Consider the following 22,505-nt stretch of genomic DNA (forward strand, 5'->3'; position numbering starts at 1 on the left):
CTAATTACTAATTTCATAAATGAAGTTTAAATAATGTTTACATAATTTAATTATTAACATAAATATATAATATACCTTCTAATATAAATTATATTATATGCGCGGCAAAATGCAACCATATTTAATGAATTTAATCAAAATTGTTTCTTTATATGAATATAATTGGCTCTAAAATGAAAATTCACTGTTTTTCTCAATTATTTGAGATAATACTTATTTGTATTTATAAAAATTTTGTGAATAGTTACCATACCTTGCATATCTAAATAGGTAAAACCCTTTGTTTATATTTTATCTTCATTATGTTAATATTATTACTAGATTTGGAGGTACATTTTATATGATATTAAACAAAAAGTTCTTACCTATTAATAAAAAAGATTTAAAGGAAAGAAATATAGAACAATTAGATTTTATAATAATAACAGGAGATGCATATGTTGACCATCCTTCCTTTGGAACAGCAATCATAAGCCGTGTACTAGAACATGAAGGATTTAGTGTAGGCATAATAGCTCAACCTAACTGGCAGGACGTAGAAGCATTTAGAATCCTTGGAAAGCCCAAATATGCTTTCTTGATTAATTCAGGCAATATGGATTCTATGGTAAATCATTATACCGCTGCTAAAAAGAAAAGACATACTGATTTATTTTCACCAGGTGGTGAAATAGGCCATAGACCTGACAGAGCTTTAATTGTATATTGCAATAAGGCTCGCGAAGCTTATAAAGGTGTTCCAATAATAATAGGCGGAATAGAGGCTAGTTTAAGACGTTTTGTTCACTATGATTATTGGGAGGATAAGCTTAGAAGAAGCATTTTAATAGATTCTAAAGCTGATTTACTAATATATGGCATGGGTGAAAAAACTGTAGTTCAAGTAGCTAATCTACTAAAGTATGGAATGGATATTAAAAATATAACTAAGGTTAACGGAACTGTTTATGCAGCCAATACTCTAGAAAATATAAATAACTATATAGAAGTTCCTTCCTATGAATCCTGTATTGATAGTAAAAAAGCTTATGCAGAAAGCTTTAAAATACAATATTATGAACAGGACAACATTAACGGCAAAATAATAGCGCAAAAACATGGAGATAGATATATTATCCAAAATAAACCTCAAGAATTACTATCCGAAACTGAGATGGATGAAGTTTATAGCTTGCCTTATACCAGGACTTATCATCCTATATATGAATCCAAAGGCGGAATACCTGCAATTAACGAAATTAAATTTTCTATTACAAGTCATAGGGGTTGTTATGGAGGTTGCTCATTTTGTGCCCTTAATTTTCATCAAGGCCGAACTATACAAAATAGAAGTCAGGAATCTGTTCTTGATGAAGCTAAACTTTTAACTACTCTAAGTGATTTTAAAGGCTATATTCATGATGTTGGAGGCCCTACTGCAAATTTTAGACATAGAGCCTGTGAACATCAAAAAGAGCAAGGAGTATGCAAAAACAAACAATGTCTTTTCCCTTCTCCTTGTAAAAACTTAAAGGTCGACCATAGTGAATACTTAGAGATGTTAAGAAAGGTCAGGAATCTACCTGGAATAAAAAAGGTATTTATACGTTCTGGAATACGCTTTGATTACATTATGGCAGATAAAAATAATAGTTTTCTTAATGAACTATGTAAGTATCATGTAAGCGGGCAACTAAAGGTTGCACCTGAACATATAAATGATAAGGTCTTAAAGCTAATGGGAAAGCCTAAAAATGAAGTTTATGAAGCTTTTGAGAAGAAGTATCATGAAACAAATAAAAGATTAGGTAAAAAGCAATATTTAGTACCTTATCTTATTTCAAGTCATCCTGGCAGTGATCTAAATATTGCAATTGAACTTGCCATTTACATAAAGCAAATGGGTCATACCCCTGAACAGGTTCAAGACTTTTATCCTACCCCAGGTAGCTTGTCTACCACCATGTATTATACAGGTATAAACCCTCTTACAGGAGAAAAAGTTTATGTTCCAAAAACTCCTGAAGAAAAAGCTATGCAAAGAGCCTTACTTCAATTTTCAAAAGAAGAAAATTATAACTTAGTAAAAAAAGCTCTTATCAAAGCTGGAAGAGAAGACTTAATTGGCTTTGGTAAAAACTGCTTAATACCGCCAAGGCAAATAAAATCAAAGCATAAAAATTTTAAAAAGAAAACAAAGTCAGGTAGATAACATTATCTTCCTGGCTTTTTTAATCTACTTATTCCGTAGTTTAATGTTAATATCCATAATATATCACTAATAATTATATTTTCAAATATGCCTTTTCCTGTAATGTTCAGCATAGTTTCAAAAATCAAGAACAAAGATGATACTACTACGAATATAACTCCAATTCTATATATTTTCTTATTTGAATAAGCTATAACTAAAATTATAAATATTACATTAAGTAACATATAAACAATATATACATAGGTGGCATTTATAAAATCCATATAATATCCATATAAGTTACTAACCTTTACTCCTATTGGATACTTATAAATTAAATATACGTAAAACCCTATAAAAATTCCGCTTATAAGAAACATGTAGGAAAAGTTTATTCTATCATCTCTTATTAATATATAAATAGTAACTAAGGCACCTATAGGAATACATATAAGATTTAGAAAATATAACGGCTTTGTCAGATATACATAGTTTACACTATTGAGTAAAAATATAACTAATAGAGTTATATACCTAATCCCTACCCCTATAAAAACTCCAGCACAAATTACCTTCATTTTAATTGGAGCACATTTAAGAACTCTTTTAAATCCTTCATATGTAATGAGTATCATAAATAATAGTAGTACCAAATAAATATAAGGTTTCAACATATTCTCCTCATTAAAATTGTTGTTATCTATATTTATTATTCTTAACTATTCTTTATTCACATTTTTTCGTTATTTGTGTTTATGACTCCTAAAACTTTTAACCCGCCTTTAATACATTCAATTGTAACTGGAAAATCTGGTCCTCTCTCTCCATCTATATCTGTAACTATATCTTCATCACATTCAATCACAAGTTTATTTGTTTTGAAATAAATAAGACCTTTAAAGTCTTCTAAATGTTCACTCTTTAACATTTTTATAAACAAAGCAATTATATCTGTTATCATACCAGCTTTTACAATTATTACATCTAGCATTCCATCAGCTAAATCTGCTTTATAGGCTAAATTAAAATTTCCAGCAGTTTGGCCATTAAATACAAGCATCAAATACATATTTCCGCAGAACTCCATTTCTTCAGAAGTAACTTTAACTTTAAGCTTTCTAAAGTTAGGAATTTGTTCTATTCCTTTTACATAGTAGGCTAATTTTCCTATAGTATTTTTTAGATTCACATCTGTTTTCTGTGATACATCAGTAAATAGTCCTGTACTTGCCACATTTACAAAATATTTATCATTTATTTTTCCAATATCTATATCAGCAGGTTCACTATTTAATATTTGTTCACAAGCTCTTTCTACATTTAATGGAACCCCAATAAATTTTGCAAAATCATTTGCTGTTCCAGTAGGAAGGATTCCTATAGGAATATCTATGTTTAACTTTTTCATATAGTTTACTACATTATCTACCGTTCCATCTCCTCCAGCAATTAATATATATTTGAAGCTATCATCAATATTTTTAAATGCCTGATCTAGTTCATACTCTCTACTAATTCTAAAAGGTTCTACAACATAACCATATTTTTGATGAACCATTATAACTTTGTCAATATCAGTTACTATCGTATTTTCACCTGAATAAGGATTGTAAATGAACTTTACTTTATTCATATATAATTTCTCCTATCAATTCATCAAACATCATTAATTAGAATAATAATGCTTATATTATAATTTCTGTCTTAAATTATTATAATCCTAATATAATAAATTAACAAATTATATGCAATATATAAAATCTATATTAACAATAAATTTGAAAATAATTCATTTTTTATTATACTTATACAAATAAAAAGAACCTATGATATATGTAAGTTCATAGGTTCCTAATTAATCTTGTATATTTTAATTATCCTGTAGGAATATTTTAAACAAATATATTTATATTTGTGGGCTAGCAGGTACTGATATGCTGCTTAGAGCACTTTCTGCTTCATTTGAAAAGTTCGGCTCAACAGCTAAATCTCCTAATGCAACAATTCCAACTACTTTATTATTCTCTACTACTGGAAGCCTTCTTATTTGTCTCTCACTCATTATTCTAGCCGCTTCATGAACATCCATTTCTGGTGTACCTATTACAGGATTAGATGTCATTATGTCCTTTACCTTTTGCTGATGTACATTTTGTCCTTCAGCAGCAGATCTTAAAGCAACATCCCTATCTGTAATTATTCCTACTACTTCCTCTCCTCTACAAACCGGTATAGAACCTACATTATGTTCTTTCATCATTTGGGCAGCACGTTCAACTGTATCTTCTGGGTTTATAGTGGCAACATTCTTTGTCATTATATTCTTTATTTCCATTTGAAGCACCTCCTAAATTTATTTTTACCCAAAAGTTCTTAAATATTTATAAAAAATTTTTTTTAGACTTAAATATTTGTCCAAAATAATATATAATATAATAATAAGTACTATTAAATAAATGAATTGTTGTTTTTAATTCTACGGATTATTATTTAGGAGTGATTTTATAATGGCAAAAAGCGCAGTGCCAAATGCTTTTACTTTAGGAAATCTTGCTTGCGGTCTGCTATCTCTTATTATGACATTTCAAGGAGATTACAAGTCAGCTTGTATATTTATTTTATTAGCAGGTATAATGGATAGATATGATGGAAGAATAGCCAGATTTTTAGATGCATCTTCAGAACTTGGAAAAGAATTAGATTCTCTTGCAGACTTGGTTTCTTTTGGTGTTGCACCCGCAATTTTAGTTTTTAATCTATATAACCTTATGGATTTAGGAATATTAGGATATCTATTAGTACTAGTATTTCCTTTAGCTGGTGCATATAGACTAGCAAGATATAATACTACTGAGTTTGATGGTTCATTTATGGGAATACCAATAACTGTAGCAGGTATGGTTATGTCCTTATATTCTTTTATAACTATGAAAAATACTTCTAATATCTTAATGACAAGTATTCTTATGGTTATCTTATCTTATCTTATGATTAGCAAATTAAAGATTAAAAAAGTGTGACTAATTCTCGGTCACACTTTTTTTAATCTTTAAAACTTAAATCTTCTTGTATCTCTGTAACTATAGATTCCATATTAATTTTATCTTTAAGAACTTCTGATTTTAATTCACAGTAATCAACATAATTATAACTAGATTTTTCTAATATATCTATGATTTCATCTATTACATCACCTAGCTTATTGGCTCTTTTTAGAGCATCCTTTACTTGACCTTTATTAGATAGAGCTATTTTATTTAATTCATCCGCACCACCTATAAGTAGCCTGTAGGAATTTACTAGTTTACCCAGCATATCAGCTAAATTATTTACATCAGTATAATATGTTTGTATAACTTTTCTGTTTCCCAACTAATCACCTTATGAATTAATATCATAATAATTATATTAAAATAATTATAAATTCATACCAAGTAATAATATCCCATAGTTATCATAATATATATAGCTATTAAAATTGCTCCTTCAAGCCAATAGGTTTTCCCATCTTGAAACACAAAGAAAGACATTGCAATGGCAATAGCACTCATAATTATTTGATAATTACTAAAAACAAAATTCATATGTGTTCCAGAAAAATAGGAAAAAATTATAAGTAAAGGTGTAACAAAAAGAGCTATCTGGATACTTGAACCTATAGCTATTTCCAGGCTCATGTTTATCTTATTTTTAGCTGCAGACATTATAGCAGCAACATTTTCACCTATATTACCTAATATAGGAATTAGTATTATTCCTATAAATTCTTGAGATAAATTATGATAATTAACTAATTCATTTATATTTAATATAAGTTTTTCACTCATTAAAAATAATAAGGCTGAATTAATTATTATCTCTAACACTATAGCCTTTTTTCTTTTCTTATCATCAATACTTATAATCCTATCTTCTTTTCCTTCGCTTACTACAAAAAGATTACTATGAGTATAAAGTGAAAATATAAGTCCTAATATATATACACATATTAATACTACTGAAACCTTTATACTTATTGAAAACATAACACCACTACTTACTTTGCTATAGCTGTCTATAGATAACATTACTACCATAGCTGACATAGCTAGAAGAAGCATGTTAAAATTTGTCCTTGCTATTAATTTATTGAATCTCTGCTCTCTGTGGTTAACTCCACCACAAAATATAGATACTCCAAGAACTAAAAGCATATTGCTTATAATAGAACCTATTAATGCAGATTTAACCATTGGTATCATTCCTAAACTTATAGACCATACCCCCATCATTAACTCTGGAAAATTACCAATAGTTGCAGCTAAAAGTCCTCCCCTTTTTTCCCCAATATATTGGGATAATTTTGAAGTTAGATCTCCAAGTAATATTGCCAGTGGTATTATTCCTATAGAGTAAACTATAGTATTAATTAAATTAGAAGAAGTATTTATAAATAACAATAATATAGCTAATATCAAGAATATATATTTCTTTTTCATGTAACCACCTGCCCTACTCTAGTATTTAGCCTTCTTCTAGTTTATGGCTTCATTGTAAAAGTGGTTACATTTTTGATATTAGTATTTATAAAAACAACTTCCTCCTATAAATTCTCTTAGTATTGAATTATCAGGAACTAAATCTCCATCTACATCTTTAAAAAGATTTAAGAAACTTTTTAATCTTATAGATTCATAGTAAACTGGACTATCAGCAGTTATTTTTTGAAGTTCTGGCTCTGCGTATTTTTTAAGTATACAAAGCTCATATATTAAGCTGGAGTTAAACATAACATCCGCTTCTTCTTGAAAAACGAATATGTTTTTTTCCTCTCCTCTTCTTATTGACGGCCACATTTTTAATGTTTCTTCTGCACTGTAGCCTCTAGATAGATAATCTCTAACAATTCTTCTCACCATTCTAACATCCGTTGTAGCTATTCTATTGTGATTGTCCAAATTTAGCTGTGTTAAAGCACTTATATAAACCTTAAATTTATTTTCTTTTGGTATTGAGGATGTTAAAATTTCATTTAGTCCATGAATACCTTCTATTAAAATCACACCGTTATCTGGAAGTATTAATGGTTTTTCATGCCATTTTCTACTGCCTGTTAAAAAATCAAATTGAGGTACCACAACTTCCCTTCCTTCTAAAAGCTGGCTTAAATTATTATTGAATAGTTCTAAATCTAAAGCATAAATAGACTCAAAATCATATTCACCATTTTCATCTTTTGGAGTTTTTTCTCTATCTACAAAATAATCATCTAGTGAAATTGATACTGGCATCAATCCGTTAACTTTTAATTGTATAGCAAGTCTTCTTGTAAAAGTGGTTTTTCCTGAAGAAGATGGACCTGCAATCAAAATTATTTTTACACTTTTTTTACTTTCTATCATATCCGCTATATATGCAGCTTTCTTTTCATGAAGAGCTTCTGCAATCCTTATCATGTCAACTATTTCACCACTTACAACCTTATCATTTAATGAACCTACATTAGATATATTTAGAATCTTCGCCCACTGTTCAGCTTCATAAAATATCTTAGCCAACTTTTTATGTTCTATAAATTCTGGTAACTTGTAAGGATTCTCTTCAGTAGGAGTCCTTAAGATAAAGCCTTGAGAATAATATATTAAATCAAATGTCTTTAAAATACCTGTAGAATATGCCATAGAACCATAAAAATAATCATATATGCCATCTAATTCATAAAGTTTTACAGTATCAGAATTTACATGGTTAAGAATTTTCACTTTATCCTCCATGTTATATTCTTTAAATATATTTATAGCTTCGTTTTTACTAATAGATATTTTCTTAATTATTATATCTTTATCAATTATTTGCTGCATTCTCTCTTTTATTTTTGATATATCATCATTATTAAGAGGTGTTTCCTTGTATATTTCTCCAAAGAGGCCTTTACTCAAAGAATGTTCTATAGAAACTACTGCTTTAGGATACAGATCTTGCACCGCTTTTATTAAAACGAACTTAAGAGTTCTTATATAAGCATTTATTGAAACTTTTTCCGAAGGATTTATTGGTTCAAATTTCCCATCTTCCTTTACCTTATAATTAAGTTCACATAACTCTCCATTAAATTTTCCTAAAACACAATTGCTATAATTTTTTAACCTATTATCTTTTATTATTTGATATAAAGTCGTTTCTCTATCTACAAGTAATTTTTCACCATTTTCTAAAGTCACATTTAATTTATCCATAGCAATCCTCCCAGTGAACAATACTCAATTCACGTCTTAGTTATAATCTTTAACATCTCATCTATTATTATAATTTATTAAGACAAAATTAGTCATATTATCATTATATCCTATGGTTATATAAAAGTGTCTTATTCCACTTATAATTTTCTGATTTTTGATAAAACTAAGTACTTGAAAGGGGAATATATTAATGTTTATAGTGATGATCCGGACAGTTATCCTATATATCGTGGTAGTTTTAACAATGCGTTTAATGGGTAAAAGACAAATAGGAGAGCTTGAGCCTTTTGAATTAGTTATTGCCATAATGATATCGGAATTAGCATCTCTTCCTATGCAGGATCTTAGAATTCCTCTAATACATGGCATAATTCCTATAATTACCTTACTTATACTTCAATCTATAATAACTATATTAGAACTGAAAAGCGAAAAAGCTAGTGCCATTATAACAGGAATTCCAAGCATAATAATTAGAAAAGGTAAAATTGACATAAAAGAATTGCGTAATCAAAGACTAAGTTTTAACGATTTGATAGAAGAATTAAGATTAAATGGATACTATAATATCTCAGATATAGAGTATGCAATACTAGAAACTAGCGGGCAATTATCAATAATCCCTAAAAGTGCAGCTACTCCTGTAACCAGAGAAGATTTACAGATAGTATCTGACGAGGAAAAACTTCCCATAACATTAATTTTAGATGGCAAAATAAATAAGCAAAACTTAAAGCTGGCTAATAAAGATTTAAATTGGCTTAATCTTCAATTACGTGCCAATAATATAAAATCTACAGATAAGGTTTTTATAGCCATATTAGATTCAATGGGAAATTTTTATTGTCAAAGTAAAGATGAAAAATAATTGCATAGGAAGATGGAGGCTGTAATAAAATGAAAAATTTAATAGCTTCACTTGTAATATTCTTTGTCTTAATTATTTCTATGATTTTTTCTATAAATTATCTTAATAAAAGGATTGATCATTATACCAAAAAAGTTAACTATATGGAAGATGTTATCTCTAAAGAGTCTTGGGATGAAGCATATAAGGCTTCTATGGAATTTATAAAAGAATGGGATAAAGATTCAGAAACAGTTTCTGTATTTATAAACCACACACATGTTGATTCTATAAATAGTGAGCTTCTAAAATTAACACAATACATTAAATATAAGGATAAATCAGAATCCCTTGCATTAATTCATGAAATAAAATTTCTTATTGAGGAAATTTTAGATGTAGAAAAAGTAACTTTAGCAAATGTTTTTTAGTGATTTTTAAGTATAATTTTTAATAACAGGTATAATTTTTTATAGCAGTCATATTATACAGAGGTAGTATAGTAAATATGTTTATATTAAGGTATAATATAAAATGAAAAAACAATATTTCCTGTGGGCAAATATAGTCCTACATAATATATTATTTTGGAAGGTGGAATTAATATGGCGTTAGTAACTACTAAGGAAATGTTTAAAAAAGCATACGAAGGACAATATGCTATTGGTGCTTTTAATATTAATAACATGGAAATTTTACAAGGCGTAATGGAAGCTGCTAAAGCTCAGAAATCTCCTGTTATACTTCAAGTTTCTAAAGGAGCATTAAATTATGCTGGTCCTAAATACTTAAGAGCTATGGTAGAAGCTGCTGTTGAAGATACTGGAATAGATGTTGCCTTACACTTAGACCACGGTCCAGATTTAGAAACAGTTAAATTATGCATAGAAAACGGATTCACTTCTGTTATGTTTGATGGATCTCACTTTGACTATGAAGAAAATGTAGCTAAAACAAAAGAAATAGTTGATTATGCTCACGCTCATGGAGTAGTTGTAGAAGCTGAACTTGGTGTTCTTGCTGGTGTTGAAGATGATGTTAAGAGTGATGTTCACATATATACTGACCCAGATCAAGCAGTAGACTTTGTTAATAGAACAGGTTGTGATTCTCTTGCAATAGCTATAGGAACTAGCCATGGCGCTTTCAAATTTGAAGGAGAAGCTAAACTAAGATTTGATATATTAGAAGAAATTCAAAGAAAATTACCTGGTTTTCCAATAGTTCTTCACGGAGCATCCTCTGTTGATGCTGAGTTAGTTGCAACTTGCAATCAATATGGCGGACAAATACCTTCTAAGGCTAAAGGTGTACCTGCTGATATGCTTAGAAAAGCATCTTCAATGGCAGTATGTAAAATAAATATGGATACTGACTTAAGACTTGCTATGACAGCTGGAATAAGAAAAGTTTTTGGAGAAAAACCATCTGAATTTGATCCAAGAAAATACTTAGGACCTGGAAAAGATTTAATAAGAACATTAGTTGAAAATAAAATAACTCAAGTATTAGGTTCTGCTAACAAACTATAATATAAAAATAATAGGATATTAGATTCCATCTAATATCCTATTATTTTATCTGCTTCTACTTTTCCACATAACTTGATACATGTTTTATTGTCATGTTAATAGTTCCATCACCGTTTCTAATTATCTCAAATCTACTGTTATCATTATAAGCATCTTCATTTATGTATAGATCAATATCCTTGTCTACTTTAAGCCTTATTCTCTTGAATTTCTTTTCTATCCATTCCTTATCTACAGCTACTTTATCAAATCCGCTTTCTTCTGTAATATAGTTTACAAAATCTTCTTTAACAACTGTCTCATTTCCAAATAGCTCCTCTGCTACTTCTTTTACGTCTATTTCCTCTTCTTCTCTCAGCTTTTTCTTTATTGCACTTCTTACGCTCTCTTGGGCTTCTGCATTCTCCTTTAAATTTGTTCTAGTCCACTTCTCTGCAGAGTTTACAAAACTTTTTGTCATATCTCTTTCGTTATCTACAACAGTGCACCCTAAGTAATTACTTATAAAGTAGTTAGAGCCATATTCTTCACTATTGCTGTTCTTAGTCTGCTTATCTATAACCATTAAATCAAAAGAATTATCTTCTCTTATAGGCTTTATGAAAGCGCATTTTTGAACCCTTTGACCACTAGCAGGAAGTCCAGTATATTGTGGAGTTATATTTATTCCTATTTTATTATCAATAAATTCAACTGTATGAACATAATTTTTCGTATAATCCATTTTTATTATACCAAGTAGTGGACCATATTCCGTAGATATAGATATTAAAAGGAGATCACAAGATGCTATACTTCCTTTAGATCTCATCAATATAAACATTTGTCTTGCTAATTCCTTGGATATTTCAAGTAAATTATTTTCTCCATTTAAAAATTCTTGTGATAAATCCTTAACTATATTTCTTTCTTTATTGAAAACTGCATATTTTAATTCTTCATCCTTAAGACATTTTTGTACATGCTTATATATAAATCCGTAGATCTCTTCATTTAAATCTAAAGTATATTCATTCAAAATCGGGTCATCAGAATTATTATCTAAAATATGTATCACTGCTTCATTTATAGTAATATCATTTATATATTCCATAGTAATCCTCCTTAAACTTAAAACTTTCCTAAATTAAGACTTCTTTGATTATTAACTTTAATAAAAATCATTTTGAAAATTTAGGGAACTAATTAAAGCATACTTACTATTATAGCATATTTATTCTAAAGGATTTTTTGTTTAAAATAAATGTTATTCTAATTTATATTTACTAATGATAGATTTGTAAATATGTTTAATTAACATTAGATATATCAATAAATCTTGTTTAATACTTAATTAAGTTTAACATAATAAAAAATAAATTAATGCTAAAAATAAATATGGAGGTGAATGTTTTGAGGAAATATATTATGCTTTTTATTTTACCAATTACTATATTACTATCTTCCTGTAGCCCTTCTAAAACGCCTGTAAAAAACCCTCCCCCTTCTAAAGAACTAAGTAGATATACTATAAGCGATTACTATCCTTTTAGAGAAAATATAAAAATGAGCTATTTAGGTAACGGAAGTGAGTATGCCTCCCAAGATATTTATTTTGATTTTATAAAAGGTGACACAGCTCAAATCAGAATGGTTAATCCAGGTACTACAATTGGAAGAATAATTGAAAATAAAAATGGTGAGCTATCAGTTTTAAAATCTAGAGAAGAATTTTTTTATAAAGATAATTTATCTCTTTTAAATAATACTTCTTTTGATAAGGAAGTATTGATGAAAGAACCTTTAATTCTTGGAAACACTTGGCCTATACCTAATGGTGCAAGGAGGACAATAACCAATACCGCTGCAAATGTTGCTACGCCCTATGGTACTTATAAAGCTTTAGAAGTAACTACAGAAAGTGCCGATTATAAAACTAAAGACTACTATGCATTAAATATAGGATTAATAAAATCTGTATTCTTCCTTGATAATTTCGAAATATCAAGTTCTCTTGAAAAAATAGATTCAAATGCATACTTAGTTCAAAATATAAAATTATTTTACCCTGAAATACTTTCAAATGATATGAGATTAGTTTTTACTAATATCAAAACACCAATAAAAACTAACGATGAAATTAAAAATATATTTCAAAAATACTTTGCAAATCCACCAAAAGATAATTTAACTCCTCTTATAAGTAAAAACACTAAAATAAATAAATTATATTTGAACCCATCAGAAAATAAAGCCTACATAGATTTTTCTAATGAATTTATAGATGAGATGAATTTAGGAAGCTCAGTAGAATTATCTGTAATAAATAGTATTACAAGTACTTTAGGAAATTACTACAATGTAAATAAAGTCTATATTACTGTAAATGACTCTCCCTACACTTCGGGACACATAGCTTTAGATCATGGAGAATCATTTACTGTTGATTCTAAAAGCTCTGTTGAATTAAAATAATATATAATAATAAGACTATAAATTCAGCTCCTTTATGTTTATGGTCTTATTTCTATTTATCTTTTACTCCACTTATCCTTATGATATAATTTCCTATAAGCGGGAAAATAAGAGGTGAAAATCATTGAAAGAAATAGAAACTAGAATAATAGATATCGACGTAGATAACATTAGAAATAAGTTAATAGCAATTAACGCAGAAAAAGTAAAACAAGAAAATCAAATAAATAATATTTATGATTTTCCAGATAGAAGACTTCTAAATGATAGAGGCTATGCTCGAATAAGAATTGTAGAAGATCAACTTAAATGTAGTATGCGCTACTATATGACAACTAAAAAATTGTTAAGTCAAGACAAATATAAGATAATGAGTGAAAATGAGATAGAAATTGATAACCCTGTAGAAGGTGAAAATATTTTTAAATCCTTAGGACTAGATTTAGTTCAATCAATAAAAAAATATAGAGAAAGCTATAGATATAAACATACTCTTATAGAAATTGATATTAATGAAAAGAGCTTCTGTCCCTTCCCCTATATAGAAATTGAGACATACTATGAAGAAGAATTAAAAGAAGTAGTTTCTCTTCTTGGATATACCCTAGAAGACACTACTGCGAAGACCATTTACGAGATAGTAGAAAATAAGAAAGAGTTAAAGGGATTATAATGTTTGGATATGTTGCTCCCTATAAAATGGAGCTAAAAATTAAAGACTTTGAAAAATTCAAATCATATTATTGCGGATTATGCATATCTATAAAAAGAAATTTTGGAAATTTACCAAGATTTACTCTTAACTATGATATGACATTTTTAGCGATACTTCTAGATTCATTGGAAGACCATAAAGCTAGCTATATAAAAAGCAACTGCATAGCTCACCCTACTAAACAAAAGATAATAATTGTAGATAATCAATCATTAAATTATGCAGCTTTCTGCAATGTATGTCTAACTTATTACAAGTTGTTAGATGACTTTCAAGATGATAGTTCTATAAAATCTAAAATATTGTCTTCATTTTTAAATAAATACTTAAAAGCCTTAGATGATGAACAAAACAACATCATGAAATACATAGAGAAAAGACTTATGGAACTTTCCACTTTTGAAAAATACTGCTATTCTATAGACAGCCTAGATAGATTATCTCACCCTTTTGCCGATTTGACTGGTTTTATTATATCTTCTTATATAAAAGACCCTCAATATAAATTAGATCTATATTGGCTAGGTTACAATCTCGGCAAATGGATATATATTTTAGATGCATATGATGATCTAGAAAAGGATATGTGTAAAAATAAATTTAATGCCATCAATGTAACTCTAAATACTGATAAACTTGATTATAATAAATTTAAATCTACAATAGAACATAGAATTGATTTTATTCTAACAAACTGTTCCAGAGAATGTTACGAATACTTTAAAAGACTTCCCATTGTAAAAAATTATGATTTGATAGATAATATTTTACAATATGGACTGTTAGATAAAGCAAATTTAGTATTTAAAAGGAGAGATTTTAAAAATGAGAAATCCTTATGAAGTGCTTGAAATAAAAGAAGGAGCTTCTGAAGAAGAAATTAAACAAGCCTACAGAAAACTTGCAAGAAAATATCATCCTGATCAATATGGCGACAATCCTTTAAAAGAACTTGCTGAAGATAAAATGAGAGAATTAAACGAAGCATATGAACACCTTACTAAAAATTCATATCAAACTCAAGGTTATGCTAGTTCTTCAGATAATTATTACGATTCAGAAGAAGCTGATTTTAATACTATAAGAATAAATATACAACGTGGCAATTTTGCTTATGCTGAACAGCAATTAACTAATATAAAAAACAATAATGCGGAATGGAATTTTTTAATGGGAGTAATTAGTCTAAACAAGGGATGGATTGATGCAGCATATAATTATATAAATATTGCCTGCAGATTAGATCCATATAATAAAGAATATGCAAATACATTAAATACTCTTAACAATAGAAATAATTCTTTTAGACAATCATATAATAGAAGATATAGTAATGACAGTGATTTTTGCGACTTATGTTTTAAACTTTGGTGTCTTGATTCCATGTGCGAGTGCTGTGGAGGAGATTTAATTTCCTGCTGTTAAAGGAGATGGGAATATGTCTAAAACTAATAACATTACTAAAGGAGCACTATTTACTGCTTTAAGTATTTTATTTATTTATTTAAGTTCAATAATGCCTACAAATAGATTGGCATTATTAGTGCTGTCAACTTTTATAATAATAAGTTCTATTATTACAATTGGTATAAATACTAGTATACTAGTATTTATTTCTACATCTTTACTTAGCTTCTTTTTAGTTAGCTCAAAAGGAATAGCCGTTTTATACATAGTATTTTTCGGTATATATGGATTCGTAAAATACTATATTGAAAAGATTAGAATACTTTCTCTAGAAATTTTTATTAAACTTTTATTTTTCAATTCTGTAGCTGTAATATTATTTCAATTATATGAGAAACTATTTGTAGGTATAATTGATTTTTCAAAAATCAAAATTTCTATATATTTTGTTATAACATTATTACAAATAGGATTTATAGTATATGATTATGTACTTACTCTATTTGTAACATATTTTAATAACAATTTACTGCATCGTTTTTCCAAGTAAATGCTTTACCTACTTGACTTCTTTATTTAAAATGGTATAATTAATTGTTGTCACCATTATAAAATAATGCCCAATCGCCAAGCGGTAAGGCACCTGACTCTGACTCAGGGATTCGCAGGTTCGAATCCTGCTTGGGTAGCCAAGTAAAAGAACGTTATGCATTTTATGCATAACGTTCTTTTTTAATCATTAATTACTAATCGCTTAACTTGCTTATTTCCATTAGTAACTATAGACTAGAGATTAGCCATTTATTCAAATTTAGAATTTCATGTTCTTTAATAGGTCTGCAAAAACATAATTTCCTTCGTCAGTGTCACTATATTTTTCTATTTCTTCTGCAGTTTTATTGTCAGCCTCTTTAATGCTTAATGATAGTTTCTTCTTTTCTTCATTTAATTCTAAAATTTTAATTTTTACATTATCTCCTACATTTAAAACTTGAGAAGGCTTTGCTATATTTTCATCTGTAATTTGGGTTATATGAACTAATCCTTCTACTCCTGGTTCAAGTTCTACAAATGCTCCAAAATCAGCAAGTCTTACAACTTTTCCTGTTAGAATATCATTAACCTTATATTTAGCGCTTACATTATTCCAAGGATCTTTCTCTACATCTTTTAATCCTAATGAAATTCTTCCACTTTCTTTATCAAAATTTAATATATATACCTCTACTTTATCTCCTTCTTTTACAACTTCTGAAGGATGATTAACTCTTTTCCATGATAAATCTGAATTGTGGATTAGTCCATCAACTCCTCCTAGATCAACAAAAGCGCCAAACTTAGCAAGTCTGCTTACGATACCAGTTACCTTTTCTCCTTTTTTAAGATTAGACCAAACTTTTAATTTTTTCTCTTCTAACTCTTCTATTTCAACTACTTTTCTAGATAATACAACCTTTTTCTTTTCTATATTAAATTCAATTACTTTAACCAATAGCTCACTTCCAACAAATTTACCTAAGTCTTTCACAAAAGAATTAGAAATATGTGAAGCTGGTATAAATGCTCTTACCCCATTTATATAGCAAACAACACCGCCTTTTACAACTTCACTAACTTTCACTTTAAGCTTAGTCCCTTTTTCAAAGCTTTCTTGAAGCTCATTCCAAATTTTCACTTCATCTGCTTTACTCTTAGATAATACTACATTTCCTTCACTATCATTTACCTTCACTACATATACGTCAACACTATCTCCCGGTTTAAAAATTTCCTTTAAGTCAACTTCTTCTTTTGAAATTTCTTCTTTCTTTATAATACCATCTGATATGTATCCTATATTAACTAATACCTCACTATCAGATACAGAAATGACTTCTCCCTTTATAATGTCACCATTATGAATAGGTTTCATAGAGCTTTCAATTTGTTCCATCATATCCTTCATTGAAATTTCTTCTGGCATTTCCATTGTCATAAAAACCTCCCCTTACTTTATTAAATTAAATTTAGTTTACTCTTTATAGTATTTAATTATAAAATTTTAAAAATTCATTCTACTATAGTATATCAAAATATAAAGCAATGATAAATGCGGAAAAATACTTATAAAATTTGTATAAACTAATTTGCTCTAAGCCAAACTATCTAGTAATAATCAACATTTAAAACCATAGTTATCAAGTACTTATAAAAAATTTCTAAATGGATATATGTATCTACATCCATTTAAGATAATTTTCAATTAAAATAATTTAAGGAGTTGTGGTGAGTAAAATGCACAAAAATAAATCAATGTTAAAAAGAAGTCTTTACATAATTATATGCTCAATATTTATTTTCAACTTTATGCTTGCTAGTACTGCAAAAGCCTATAAAAAAATAACTGCCCATGATTTAAGAGATTATCTTTCTGTATCAACACTTATGATCATAATAGATGTAAGAAGTCCTGAAGACTACTCAAATGGTAGAATACCTACAAGCGTTAACATGCCTCTATATAATCTATCTAATGAAGTTAAATCATACAATATAGCTCATCCTACTAAAATTATAGTATATGCTAATACACAAGAAGTTTCTGATAGAGCAGCAAAAACTCTAGAAGATTTAGGATATACAGATATATCTAGTATGGGAAGCATTAACGGTTGGACCTATTCTCTCCAAAAATAGCTACTTGACAGTATTTCCTATTTAAACTATAATTAAAAATCAAAGAGTTAAATAAAATACTGCGTTGATAAGGAGTAGTAATATTAGATTCAATTTCAGAAAGCTGTCGGTTGATGAGAGACAGTATTGATATAATGTGAACTTGCCTTTGAGCTTATCTGGCAAAATCAGATACGGTGTAACCGTTATATTTATGAGTGAAGCGTAATGCTTAACAAAGAGTGGTACCGCGGAATATTATCTTTCGTCTCTTATATTTTAGAGACGAAAGTTTTTTTATTTTAACACAAAATTTATCCGATGACTACCCGCTCTAATACTCCCATCTTACTCTACGAAAGCGATTCTCACCAAATCGGGGATTTGGACTTTCTGCTTTTCTTAAAAGTAGGAGTAAAGAGCGGCTACGTCCTAAGAAAAACTATTGAGGAGGTAACTTCAAATGGGAAACTACGGAACATCTGTAGATAAAAAATGGCAGAATAAATGGGAAGAATCTGGTCTTCACAACTTTAATGAAAATGCACCTGGTGAAAAATTGTATGTACTTGAAATGTTCTCATACCCTTCTGGTGCAAAATTACATGCAGGTCACTGGTTTAACTACGGGCCTACAGATTCATGGGCAAGATTTAAAAAAATGCAGGGATATAATGTATTCCAACCTATGGGCTTTGATGCTTTTGGACTTCCTGCAGAAAACTATGCTATAAAGACAGGTATTCACCCTAAGGATTCTACAATGAAAAATATAGATAATATGAAGGAACAGTTAAGAGCTATGGGAGCTATGTTTAACTGGGATCATGAAGTTATAACTTGTCTTCCTGATTATTATAAATGGACACAATGGGTATTTTTAAAATTATATGAAAAAGGGCTTGCATACAGAAAAAATGCTCCTGTAAACTGGTGCCCTAGCTGTAATACAGTTTTAGCTAATGAACAAGTTCTTGAAGGACATTGTGAAAGATGTGATTCTGAAGTTGAGAAAAAAGAATTAACTCAATGGTTCTTGAAAATAACTGACTACGCTGAAGAATTATTAGATAAATTAGATGGATTAGACTGGCCTGAAAAAACCAAAGCAATGCAAAAACACTGGATAGGAAAATCAAAGGGTGCTGAAGTAACATTTAGCGTAGAAAACTCAGATATCAAATTTGATGTATTTACTACAAGAGTAGATACACTAAACGGAGTTACTTATGTTGTACTTGCACCTGAAAGTCCTTTTGTAGACCAAATTACAACTGAAAGTTGCAAAGCTGCTGTAGAAGATTATAAAATTCAAGCTCAAAAACAATCAGATATAGAAAGACAATCTATTACAAGAGAAAAAACAGGAGTATTTACTGGAGCTTATGCTATAAATCCTATAAACGGAAAAAGAGTTCCTATTTGGGTCGCAGATTACGTTCTTGCAACTTATGGAACTGGCTGCGTAATGGCTGTTCCTGGACATGATGAACGTGACTTTGCTTTTGCTTCAAAATATGACCTTCCAATAATTAGAGTTATCCAAGGTGGAGATTCTCTTCCATACACTGAGTATGGTGCTCTAGTTAACAGCGGAGAATTTGACGGTCTAGTTGGAGAAGAAGCAAAAGAAGCTATTGTTAAAAAACTAGAAGAGAAGAAGGTTGGAAGTTGGAAAGTTAATTATAGACTTCGTGATTGGCTTGTTTCAAGACAAAGATATTGGGGTGCTCCTATTCCAGTAGTTTACTGTGAAAAATGCGGAACTGTAGCTGTACCTGAAGAGCAATTACCAGTTGAACTTCCTTATGATATTGAATTTACTCCAGATGGAAAATCTCCACTTTCAAAGAATGCTAAATTCTTAAATACAACTTGTCCTAAATGTGGAGGTCATGCGGTTCGTGAATCTGACACATTAGATACTTTTGTATGTTCTTCTTGGTATTATTTAAGATATGTAGATAATAAAAATGATAAAATAGCATTTGATACAGATAAAGTTAATGCTATGCTTCCAGTTGACAAATATGTAGGTGGACCAGAACATGCATGTATGCATCTTCTTTATGCAAGATTCATAAATAAAGCTCTTAGAGATATGGGATATTTGAATTTTGACGAGCCATTTACTTCTCTTACTCACCAAGGATTAATATTAGGACCAGATGGGCTTAAAATGAGTAAATCAAAAGGAAATACTATATCTCCAGATGATTACATTAAAGAATTTGGTGCTGATGTATTTAGAATGTATCTAATGTTTGGATTTGCATATTCTGAAGGCGGTGCTTGGTCTGATGACGGAATAAAATCTATTGGAAGATTTGTAGATAGAGTTGAAAGACTTCTAGAAGATGCAATAAACGCATTAAAAGATGATAAAAATAATAAGACAGTCATAGAAAAAGCTGAAAAAGAATTAAATTACGCTAGACATTATGCTATACAACATGTTACTGAAGATACTGAAAAGTTCCAATTTAATACTGCTATTGCAAGAATTATGGAATTTACAAATGCATTATCAAAATACTTAAATGAAGATGCTAAAAATTCTAAATTCCTAGAAGAGACATTGGCAGATTATATAAAACTTTTATCTCCATTTGCTCCTCACTTTGCTGAAGAACAATGGGAACTTTTAGGAAAAGAGTTTTCAGTATTTAATGCAACTTGGCCAACATTTGATCCTAAGGCTTTAATAAAAGACGAAGTAGAAATAGCTATTCAAATTAGCGGAAAAATAAGAGCTAGAATGAACATTCCTACTAACCTTACTGATGATGAAATTAAAGAAGCTGCTCTTGGCAATGAAACTATAGTAGATGCTTTAGAAGGCAAAAACATCATGAAAGTAATAGTAGTTAAAGGAAGACTTGTAAATATAGTAGCAAAATAATGTGCTAAAAACCGAGGGTGTATAATTCAACAGAGAATCTTCGCTACATTAAGAAGTTCTCTTAATGAATTATACACCCTCTTACTTTTAGCACCTTAAATTGAGTAAATTAAGGCCACTATTACTTATACAAAGCATATATTAACAACTATAACTATTTAGACTATAGTTAATTTAATGACCAGTGTAAGTATTATATAAAGAGGATTCTTGCCTTCAGATGGAGTTTTTCCTCCAGTTGAGCTTAGAAGTCCTTATCTCGAGACGTAGCAACCGTTATCTCTCACTTTAGAAGTGATAGTGTTACGGATGGTAGTCATCAGATTAATTAACTCATTAGAAAAGCGCAAGACGCTTTAACCCGATGATGGTGCCAAGGTTTTAGGCGAAGCCTATTGAAGTTATAGCAGGTTAAAAGAACTTGCTAGTCATTGAATAAAAGATAAATTATTTCATAGGATGCTTTGTTTATAGATTATTTTCGAAAACATCAACATGCTATCGCATTTATTTATAGTAATTCTTTAAGTTGTACTCAATAATATTCACTTAGTAACTTTACAGTGTGGCTACGCCAGGCAAAATTATCATTTTGCTTTTTGAAGTCATCATAATATTTACTATAGTGCTTTTTAATTGCAACTAATTAAGGCATGTAAGATTACTGGCTAGCATATATGCGTTAGCCTAGTAATCTTACATGCCGCCATTTTACTGCATCTTATCTATTATTTGTACATTTTCAAACTTCTCTCTGTAGCTTCTAGTAGCTTGGTTAATTCTATAGTTTCCCCTTCGGACACAAGCTTATTTAGCTGAATACGATAATTATCTGCTTCTGTAATTCTTCCTATTGATAGTAGAGTAAAAATATTATTCATTATATCAGAAACTAAGCTGGATTTTACTTCAAATAATTTTTGAGCATCCATAATTTCATCTTTAATTTCTAGCATATCTTGATCTAATTTAAATGCTGCATCAGCTGCACTTTTTAGCTTTCCTTTTATGCCTTCTGGTATTTGATGTTTATATTTATAGTTCAGTGAGTGCTCTACTGTAGCCCAAAAGTTCATAGCTAAAGTTCTTATTTGGAACTCAGCTAAAATCTCTTGTACACCATCAGCCATATTTACAGGATATTTTACAATTATATGATAACTTCTATAACCACTTACCTTAACATCTGTTATGTAGTCTTTCTCATACATTATCTGCATATCTTTTCTCTTTCGAATTAGATCTACAACTCTATATATGTCATCTACAAATTGACACATAACCCTTATACCAGCTATGTCTTCTAACTCATATTCTATCCTTTCAAGGGGTATGCTGAACTTATTCGCTTTTTCTAATATACTTGATAGCTCTTTAACTCTACCTGTTACGAATTCAATAGGCGAGTTTTCATTTTTTCTTCTATATTCTCTTCTAATACTCTTAAATTTAACCTTTAATTCCTCTACCGCTTGTTCATATGGTATTAGGAATTTTTTCCATTCTCTTACTGCCATATAATTCATCCTTTACACTAATCTTAATATTATTCTAAAATCATTATATATTATTATACATAACTATTGTATATATAAATTATTA

General features: G+C 29.1%; 21 protein-coding genes, 1 tRNA gene and 1 other annotated feature. Of the genes, 13 read left to right on the forward strand and 9 right to left on the reverse strand.

All coding sequences use genetic code 11. The features are described from left to right. Nucleotides 1-340: 340 nt before the first annotated feature. On the forward strand, nt 341-2,191 hold the full coding sequence (locus ACWW38_RS05675; protein ID WP_456259835.1) for a YgiQ family radical SAM protein: 1,851 nt from the start codon (nt 341-343) through the stop codon (nt 2,189-2,191). A 2-nt stretch (nt 2,192-2,193) separates the two neighbouring features. On the opposite strand, the gene ACWW38_RS05680 is transcribed toward ACWW38_RS05675, so the two are convergent. The 3 genes from ACWW38_RS05680 to ACWW38_RS05690 form a co-directional block, all read right to left on the reverse strand. After that, nucleotides 2,194-2,844, reverse strand: a complete 651-nt coding sequence (locus ACWW38_RS05680; RefSeq protein ID WP_456259836.1) for a hypothetical protein — start codon at nt 2,842-2,844, stop codon at nt 2,194-2,196. Between the two features lie 59 nt (nt 2,845-2,903). Then, nucleotides 2,904-3,806, reverse strand: coding sequence for a YegS/Rv2252/BmrU family lipid kinase (locus tag ACWW38_RS05685; RefSeq protein WP_456259837.1), 903 nt, complete (start codon nt 3,804-3,806; stop codon nt 2,904-2,906). Nucleotides 3,807-4,079: 273 nt separating this feature from the next. Then, the gene (locus ACWW38_RS05690) at nt 4,080-4,508 is read right to left on the reverse strand and encodes a CBS domain-containing protein (RefSeq protein ID WP_456259838.1); all 429 of its coding nucleotides are present in this window, start codon (nt 4,506-4,508) and stop codon (nt 4,080-4,082) included. Between the two features lie 172 nt (nt 4,509-4,680). On the opposite strand from ACWW38_RS05690, the gene pssA reads away from it, so the two are divergent. Continuing rightward, nucleotides 4,681-5,193 carry a CDP-diacylglycerol--serine O-phosphatidyltransferase gene (pssA, locus tag ACWW38_RS05695; RefSeq protein ID WP_456259839.1) on the forward strand — a complete coding sequence of 171 codons (513 nt, stop codon included), beginning with the start codon at nt 4,681-4,683 and terminating at the stop codon, nt 5,191-5,193. Between the two features lie 22 nt (nt 5,194-5,215). Here pssA and ACWW38_RS05700 read toward each other — a convergent pair whose 3' ends face one another. From ACWW38_RS05700 to ACWW38_RS05710, 3 genes are all read right to left on the reverse strand, one after another. Beyond that, nucleotides 5,216-5,545 carry a hypothetical protein gene (locus tag ACWW38_RS05700; RefSeq protein ID WP_456259840.1) on the reverse strand — a complete coding sequence of 110 codons (330 nt, stop codon included), beginning with the start codon at nt 5,543-5,545 and terminating at the stop codon, nt 5,216-5,218. A 53-nt stretch (nt 5,546-5,598) separates the two neighbouring features. Continuing rightward, a complete protein-coding gene (cax, locus tag ACWW38_RS05705; RefSeq protein ID WP_456259841.1) occupies nt 5,599-6,651 on the reverse strand; it encodes a calcium/proton exchanger in 1,053 nt (350 codons plus the stop codon). A gap of 78 nt (nt 6,652-6,729) precedes the next feature. After that, complete coding sequence (locus tag ACWW38_RS05710; RefSeq protein WP_456259842.1) at nt 6,730-8,388, reverse strand: nucleoside kinase; 1,659 nt, start codon at nt 8,386-8,388, stop codon at nt 6,730-6,732. A gap of 193 nt (nt 8,389-8,581) precedes the next feature. On the opposite strand from ACWW38_RS05710, the gene ACWW38_RS05715 reads away from it, so the two are divergent. The 3 genes from ACWW38_RS05715 to fba all read left to right on the forward strand — a co-directional run bounded on the left by ACWW38_RS05715 (nt 8,582) and on the right by fba (nt 10,770). Then, complete coding sequence (locus ACWW38_RS05715; RefSeq protein ID WP_456259843.1) at nt 8,582-9,259, forward strand: YetF domain-containing protein; 678 nt, start codon at nt 8,582-8,584, stop codon at nt 9,257-9,259. A 29-nt stretch (nt 9,260-9,288) separates the two neighbouring features. After that, entirely contained in the window at nt 9,289-9,669 is a 381-nt protein-coding gene (locus tag ACWW38_RS05720) for a DUF4363 family protein (RefSeq protein ID WP_456259844.1), read from the forward strand. A 174-nt stretch (nt 9,670-9,843) separates the two neighbouring features. Next, a complete protein-coding gene (gene fba / locus ACWW38_RS05725; protein ID WP_456259845.1) occupies nt 9,844-10,770 on the forward strand; it encodes a class II fructose-1,6-bisphosphate aldolase in 927 nt (308 codons plus the stop codon). A gap of 55 nt (nt 10,771-10,825) precedes the next feature. On the opposite strand, the gene ACWW38_RS05730 is transcribed toward fba, so the two are convergent. After that, nucleotides 10,826-11,863 carry a nucleoid-associated protein gene (locus ACWW38_RS05730; protein WP_456259846.1) on the reverse strand — a complete coding sequence of 346 codons (1,038 nt, stop codon included), beginning with the start codon at nt 11,861-11,863 and terminating at the stop codon, nt 10,826-10,828. Nucleotides 11,864-12,162: 299 nt separating this feature from the next. Here ACWW38_RS05730 and ACWW38_RS05735 point away from each other — a divergent pair, with 299 nt between their 5' ends. The 6 genes from ACWW38_RS05735 to ACWW38_RS05760 all read left to right on the forward strand — a co-directional run bounded on the left by ACWW38_RS05735 (nt 12,163) and on the right by ACWW38_RS05760 (nt 16,038). Continuing rightward, entirely contained in the window at nt 12,163-13,224 is a 1,062-nt protein-coding gene (locus ACWW38_RS05735) for a GerMN domain-containing protein (RefSeq protein WP_456259847.1), read from the forward strand. Between the two features lie 124 nt (nt 13,225-13,348). Then, nucleotides 13,349-13,897 (forward strand): class IV adenylate cyclase, encoded by a 549-nt coding sequence (locus tag ACWW38_RS05740; RefSeq protein ID WP_456259848.1) that lies wholly within the window; start codon nt 13,349-13,351, stop codon nt 13,895-13,897. After that, nucleotides 13,897-14,781, forward strand: a complete 885-nt coding sequence (locus ACWW38_RS05745; protein ID WP_456259849.1) for a DUF5685 family protein — start codon at nt 13,897-13,899, stop codon at nt 14,779-14,781. Before ACWW38_RS05740 ends, ACWW38_RS05745 begins: the two co-directional genes overlap by 1 nt. After that, nucleotides 14,765-15,364 (forward strand): J domain-containing protein, encoded by a 600-nt coding sequence (locus tag ACWW38_RS05750; RefSeq protein WP_456259850.1) that lies wholly within the window; start codon nt 14,765-14,767, stop codon nt 15,362-15,364. Before ACWW38_RS05745 ends, ACWW38_RS05750 begins: the two co-directional genes overlap by 17 nt. 13 nt (nt 15,365-15,377) lie before the next feature. Then, nucleotides 15,378-15,896, forward strand: coding sequence for a hypothetical protein (locus ACWW38_RS05755; RefSeq protein ID WP_456259851.1), 519 nt, complete (start codon nt 15,378-15,380; stop codon nt 15,894-15,896). Nucleotides 15,897-15,963: 67 nt separating this feature from the next. Continuing rightward, nucleotides 15,964-16,038: transfer RNA gene (locus ACWW38_RS05760), tRNA-Gln, on the forward strand. Between the two features lie 119 nt (nt 16,039-16,157). Here ACWW38_RS05760 and rpsA read toward each other — a convergent pair. Then, complete coding sequence (gene rpsA / locus ACWW38_RS05765; protein WP_456260423.1) at nt 16,158-17,309, reverse strand: 30S ribosomal protein S1; 1,152 nt, start codon at nt 17,307-17,309, stop codon at nt 16,158-16,160. A 311-nt stretch (nt 17,310-17,620) separates the two neighbouring features. On the opposite strand from rpsA, the gene ACWW38_RS05770 reads away from it, so the two are divergent. Together ACWW38_RS05770 and leuS are read left to right on the forward strand one after the other, a co-directional pair. Further along, nucleotides 17,621-18,022 (forward strand): rhodanese-like domain-containing protein, encoded by a 402-nt coding sequence (locus tag ACWW38_RS05770; protein WP_456260424.1) that lies wholly within the window; start codon nt 17,621-17,623, stop codon nt 18,020-18,022. A gap of 55 nt (nt 18,023-18,077) precedes the next feature. Continuing rightward, nucleotides 18,078-18,277 (forward strand) — a binding site (T-box leader). A gap of 187 nt (nt 18,278-18,464) precedes the next feature. Further along, nucleotides 18,465-20,903, forward strand: a complete 2,439-nt coding sequence (gene leuS, locus ACWW38_RS05775) for a leucine--tRNA ligase (RefSeq protein WP_456259852.1) — start codon at nt 18,465-18,467, stop codon at nt 20,901-20,903. Nucleotides 20,904-21,631: 728 nt separating this feature from the next. Here the strand turns inward: leuS and ACWW38_RS05780 are convergent. Next, a complete protein-coding gene (locus tag ACWW38_RS05780; RefSeq protein WP_456259853.1) occupies nt 21,632-22,420 on the reverse strand; it encodes a GTP pyrophosphokinase in 789 nt (262 codons plus the stop codon). Nucleotides 22,421-22,505: the final 85 nt, after the last annotated feature.

The organism is Clostridium sp. JNZ J1-5, from assembly GCF_053901425.1.

What these genes read in the sequence shown, in the direction of transcription:
- ACWW38_RS05675 (WP_456259835.1), top strand. Translation starts at nt 341, where the DNA reads ATGATATTAAACAAAAAGTTCTTACCTATTAATAAAAAAGATTTAAAG.
- ACWW38_RS05685 (WP_456259837.1), bottom strand. Translation starts at nt 3,806, where the DNA reads ATGAATAAAGTAAAGTTCATTTACAATCCTTATTCAGGTGAAAATACG.
- ACWW38_RS05690 (WP_456259838.1), bottom strand. Translation starts at nt 4,508, where the DNA reads ATGGAAATAAAGAATATAATGACAAAGAATGTTGCCACTATAAACCCA.
- pssA (WP_456259839.1), top strand. Translation starts at nt 4,681, where the DNA reads ATGGCAAAAAGCGCAGTGCCAAATGCTTTTACTTTAGGAAATCTTGCT.
- cax (WP_456259841.1), bottom strand. Translation starts at nt 6,651, where the DNA reads ATGAAAAAGAAATATATATTCTTGATATTAGCTATATTATTGTTATTT.
- ACWW38_RS05710 (WP_456259842.1), bottom strand. Translation starts at nt 8,388, where the DNA reads ATGGATAAATTAAATGTGACTTTAGAAAATGGTGAAAAATTACTTGTA.
- ACWW38_RS05715 (WP_456259843.1), top strand. Translation starts at nt 8,582, where the DNA reads ATGTTTATAGTGATGATCCGGACAGTTATCCTATATATCGTGGTAGTT.
- ACWW38_RS05720 (WP_456259844.1), top strand. Translation starts at nt 9,289, where the DNA reads ATGAAAAATTTAATAGCTTCACTTGTAATATTCTTTGTCTTAATTATT.
- fba (WP_456259845.1), top strand. Translation starts at nt 9,844, where the DNA reads ATGGCGTTAGTAACTACTAAGGAAATGTTTAAAAAAGCATACGAAGGA.
- ACWW38_RS05730 (WP_456259846.1), bottom strand. Translation starts at nt 11,863, where the DNA reads ATGGAATATATAAATGATATTACTATAAATGAAGCAGTGATACATATT.
- ACWW38_RS05745 (WP_456259849.1), top strand. Translation starts at nt 13,897, where the DNA reads ATGTTTGGATATGTTGCTCCCTATAAAATGGAGCTAAAAATTAAAGAC.
- ACWW38_RS05750 (WP_456259850.1), top strand. Translation starts at nt 14,765, where the DNA reads ATGAGAAATCCTTATGAAGTGCTTGAAATAAAAGAAGGAGCTTCTGAA.
- ACWW38_RS05755 (WP_456259851.1), top strand. Translation starts at nt 15,378, where the DNA reads ATGTCTAAAACTAATAACATTACTAAAGGAGCACTATTTACTGCTTTA.
- rpsA (WP_456260423.1), bottom strand. Translation starts at nt 17,309, where the DNA reads ATGCCAGAAGAAATTTCAATGAAGGATATGATGGAACAAATTGAAAGC.
- ACWW38_RS05770 (WP_456260424.1), top strand. Translation starts at nt 17,621, where the DNA reads ATGCACAAAAATAAATCAATGTTAAAAAGAAGTCTTTACATAATTATA.
- leuS (WP_456259852.1), top strand. Translation starts at nt 18,465, where the DNA reads ATGGGAAACTACGGAACATCTGTAGATAAAAAATGGCAGAATAAATGG.
- ACWW38_RS05780 (WP_456259853.1), bottom strand. Translation starts at nt 22,420, where the DNA reads ATGGCAGTAAGAGAATGGAAAAAATTCCTAATACCATATGAACAAGCG.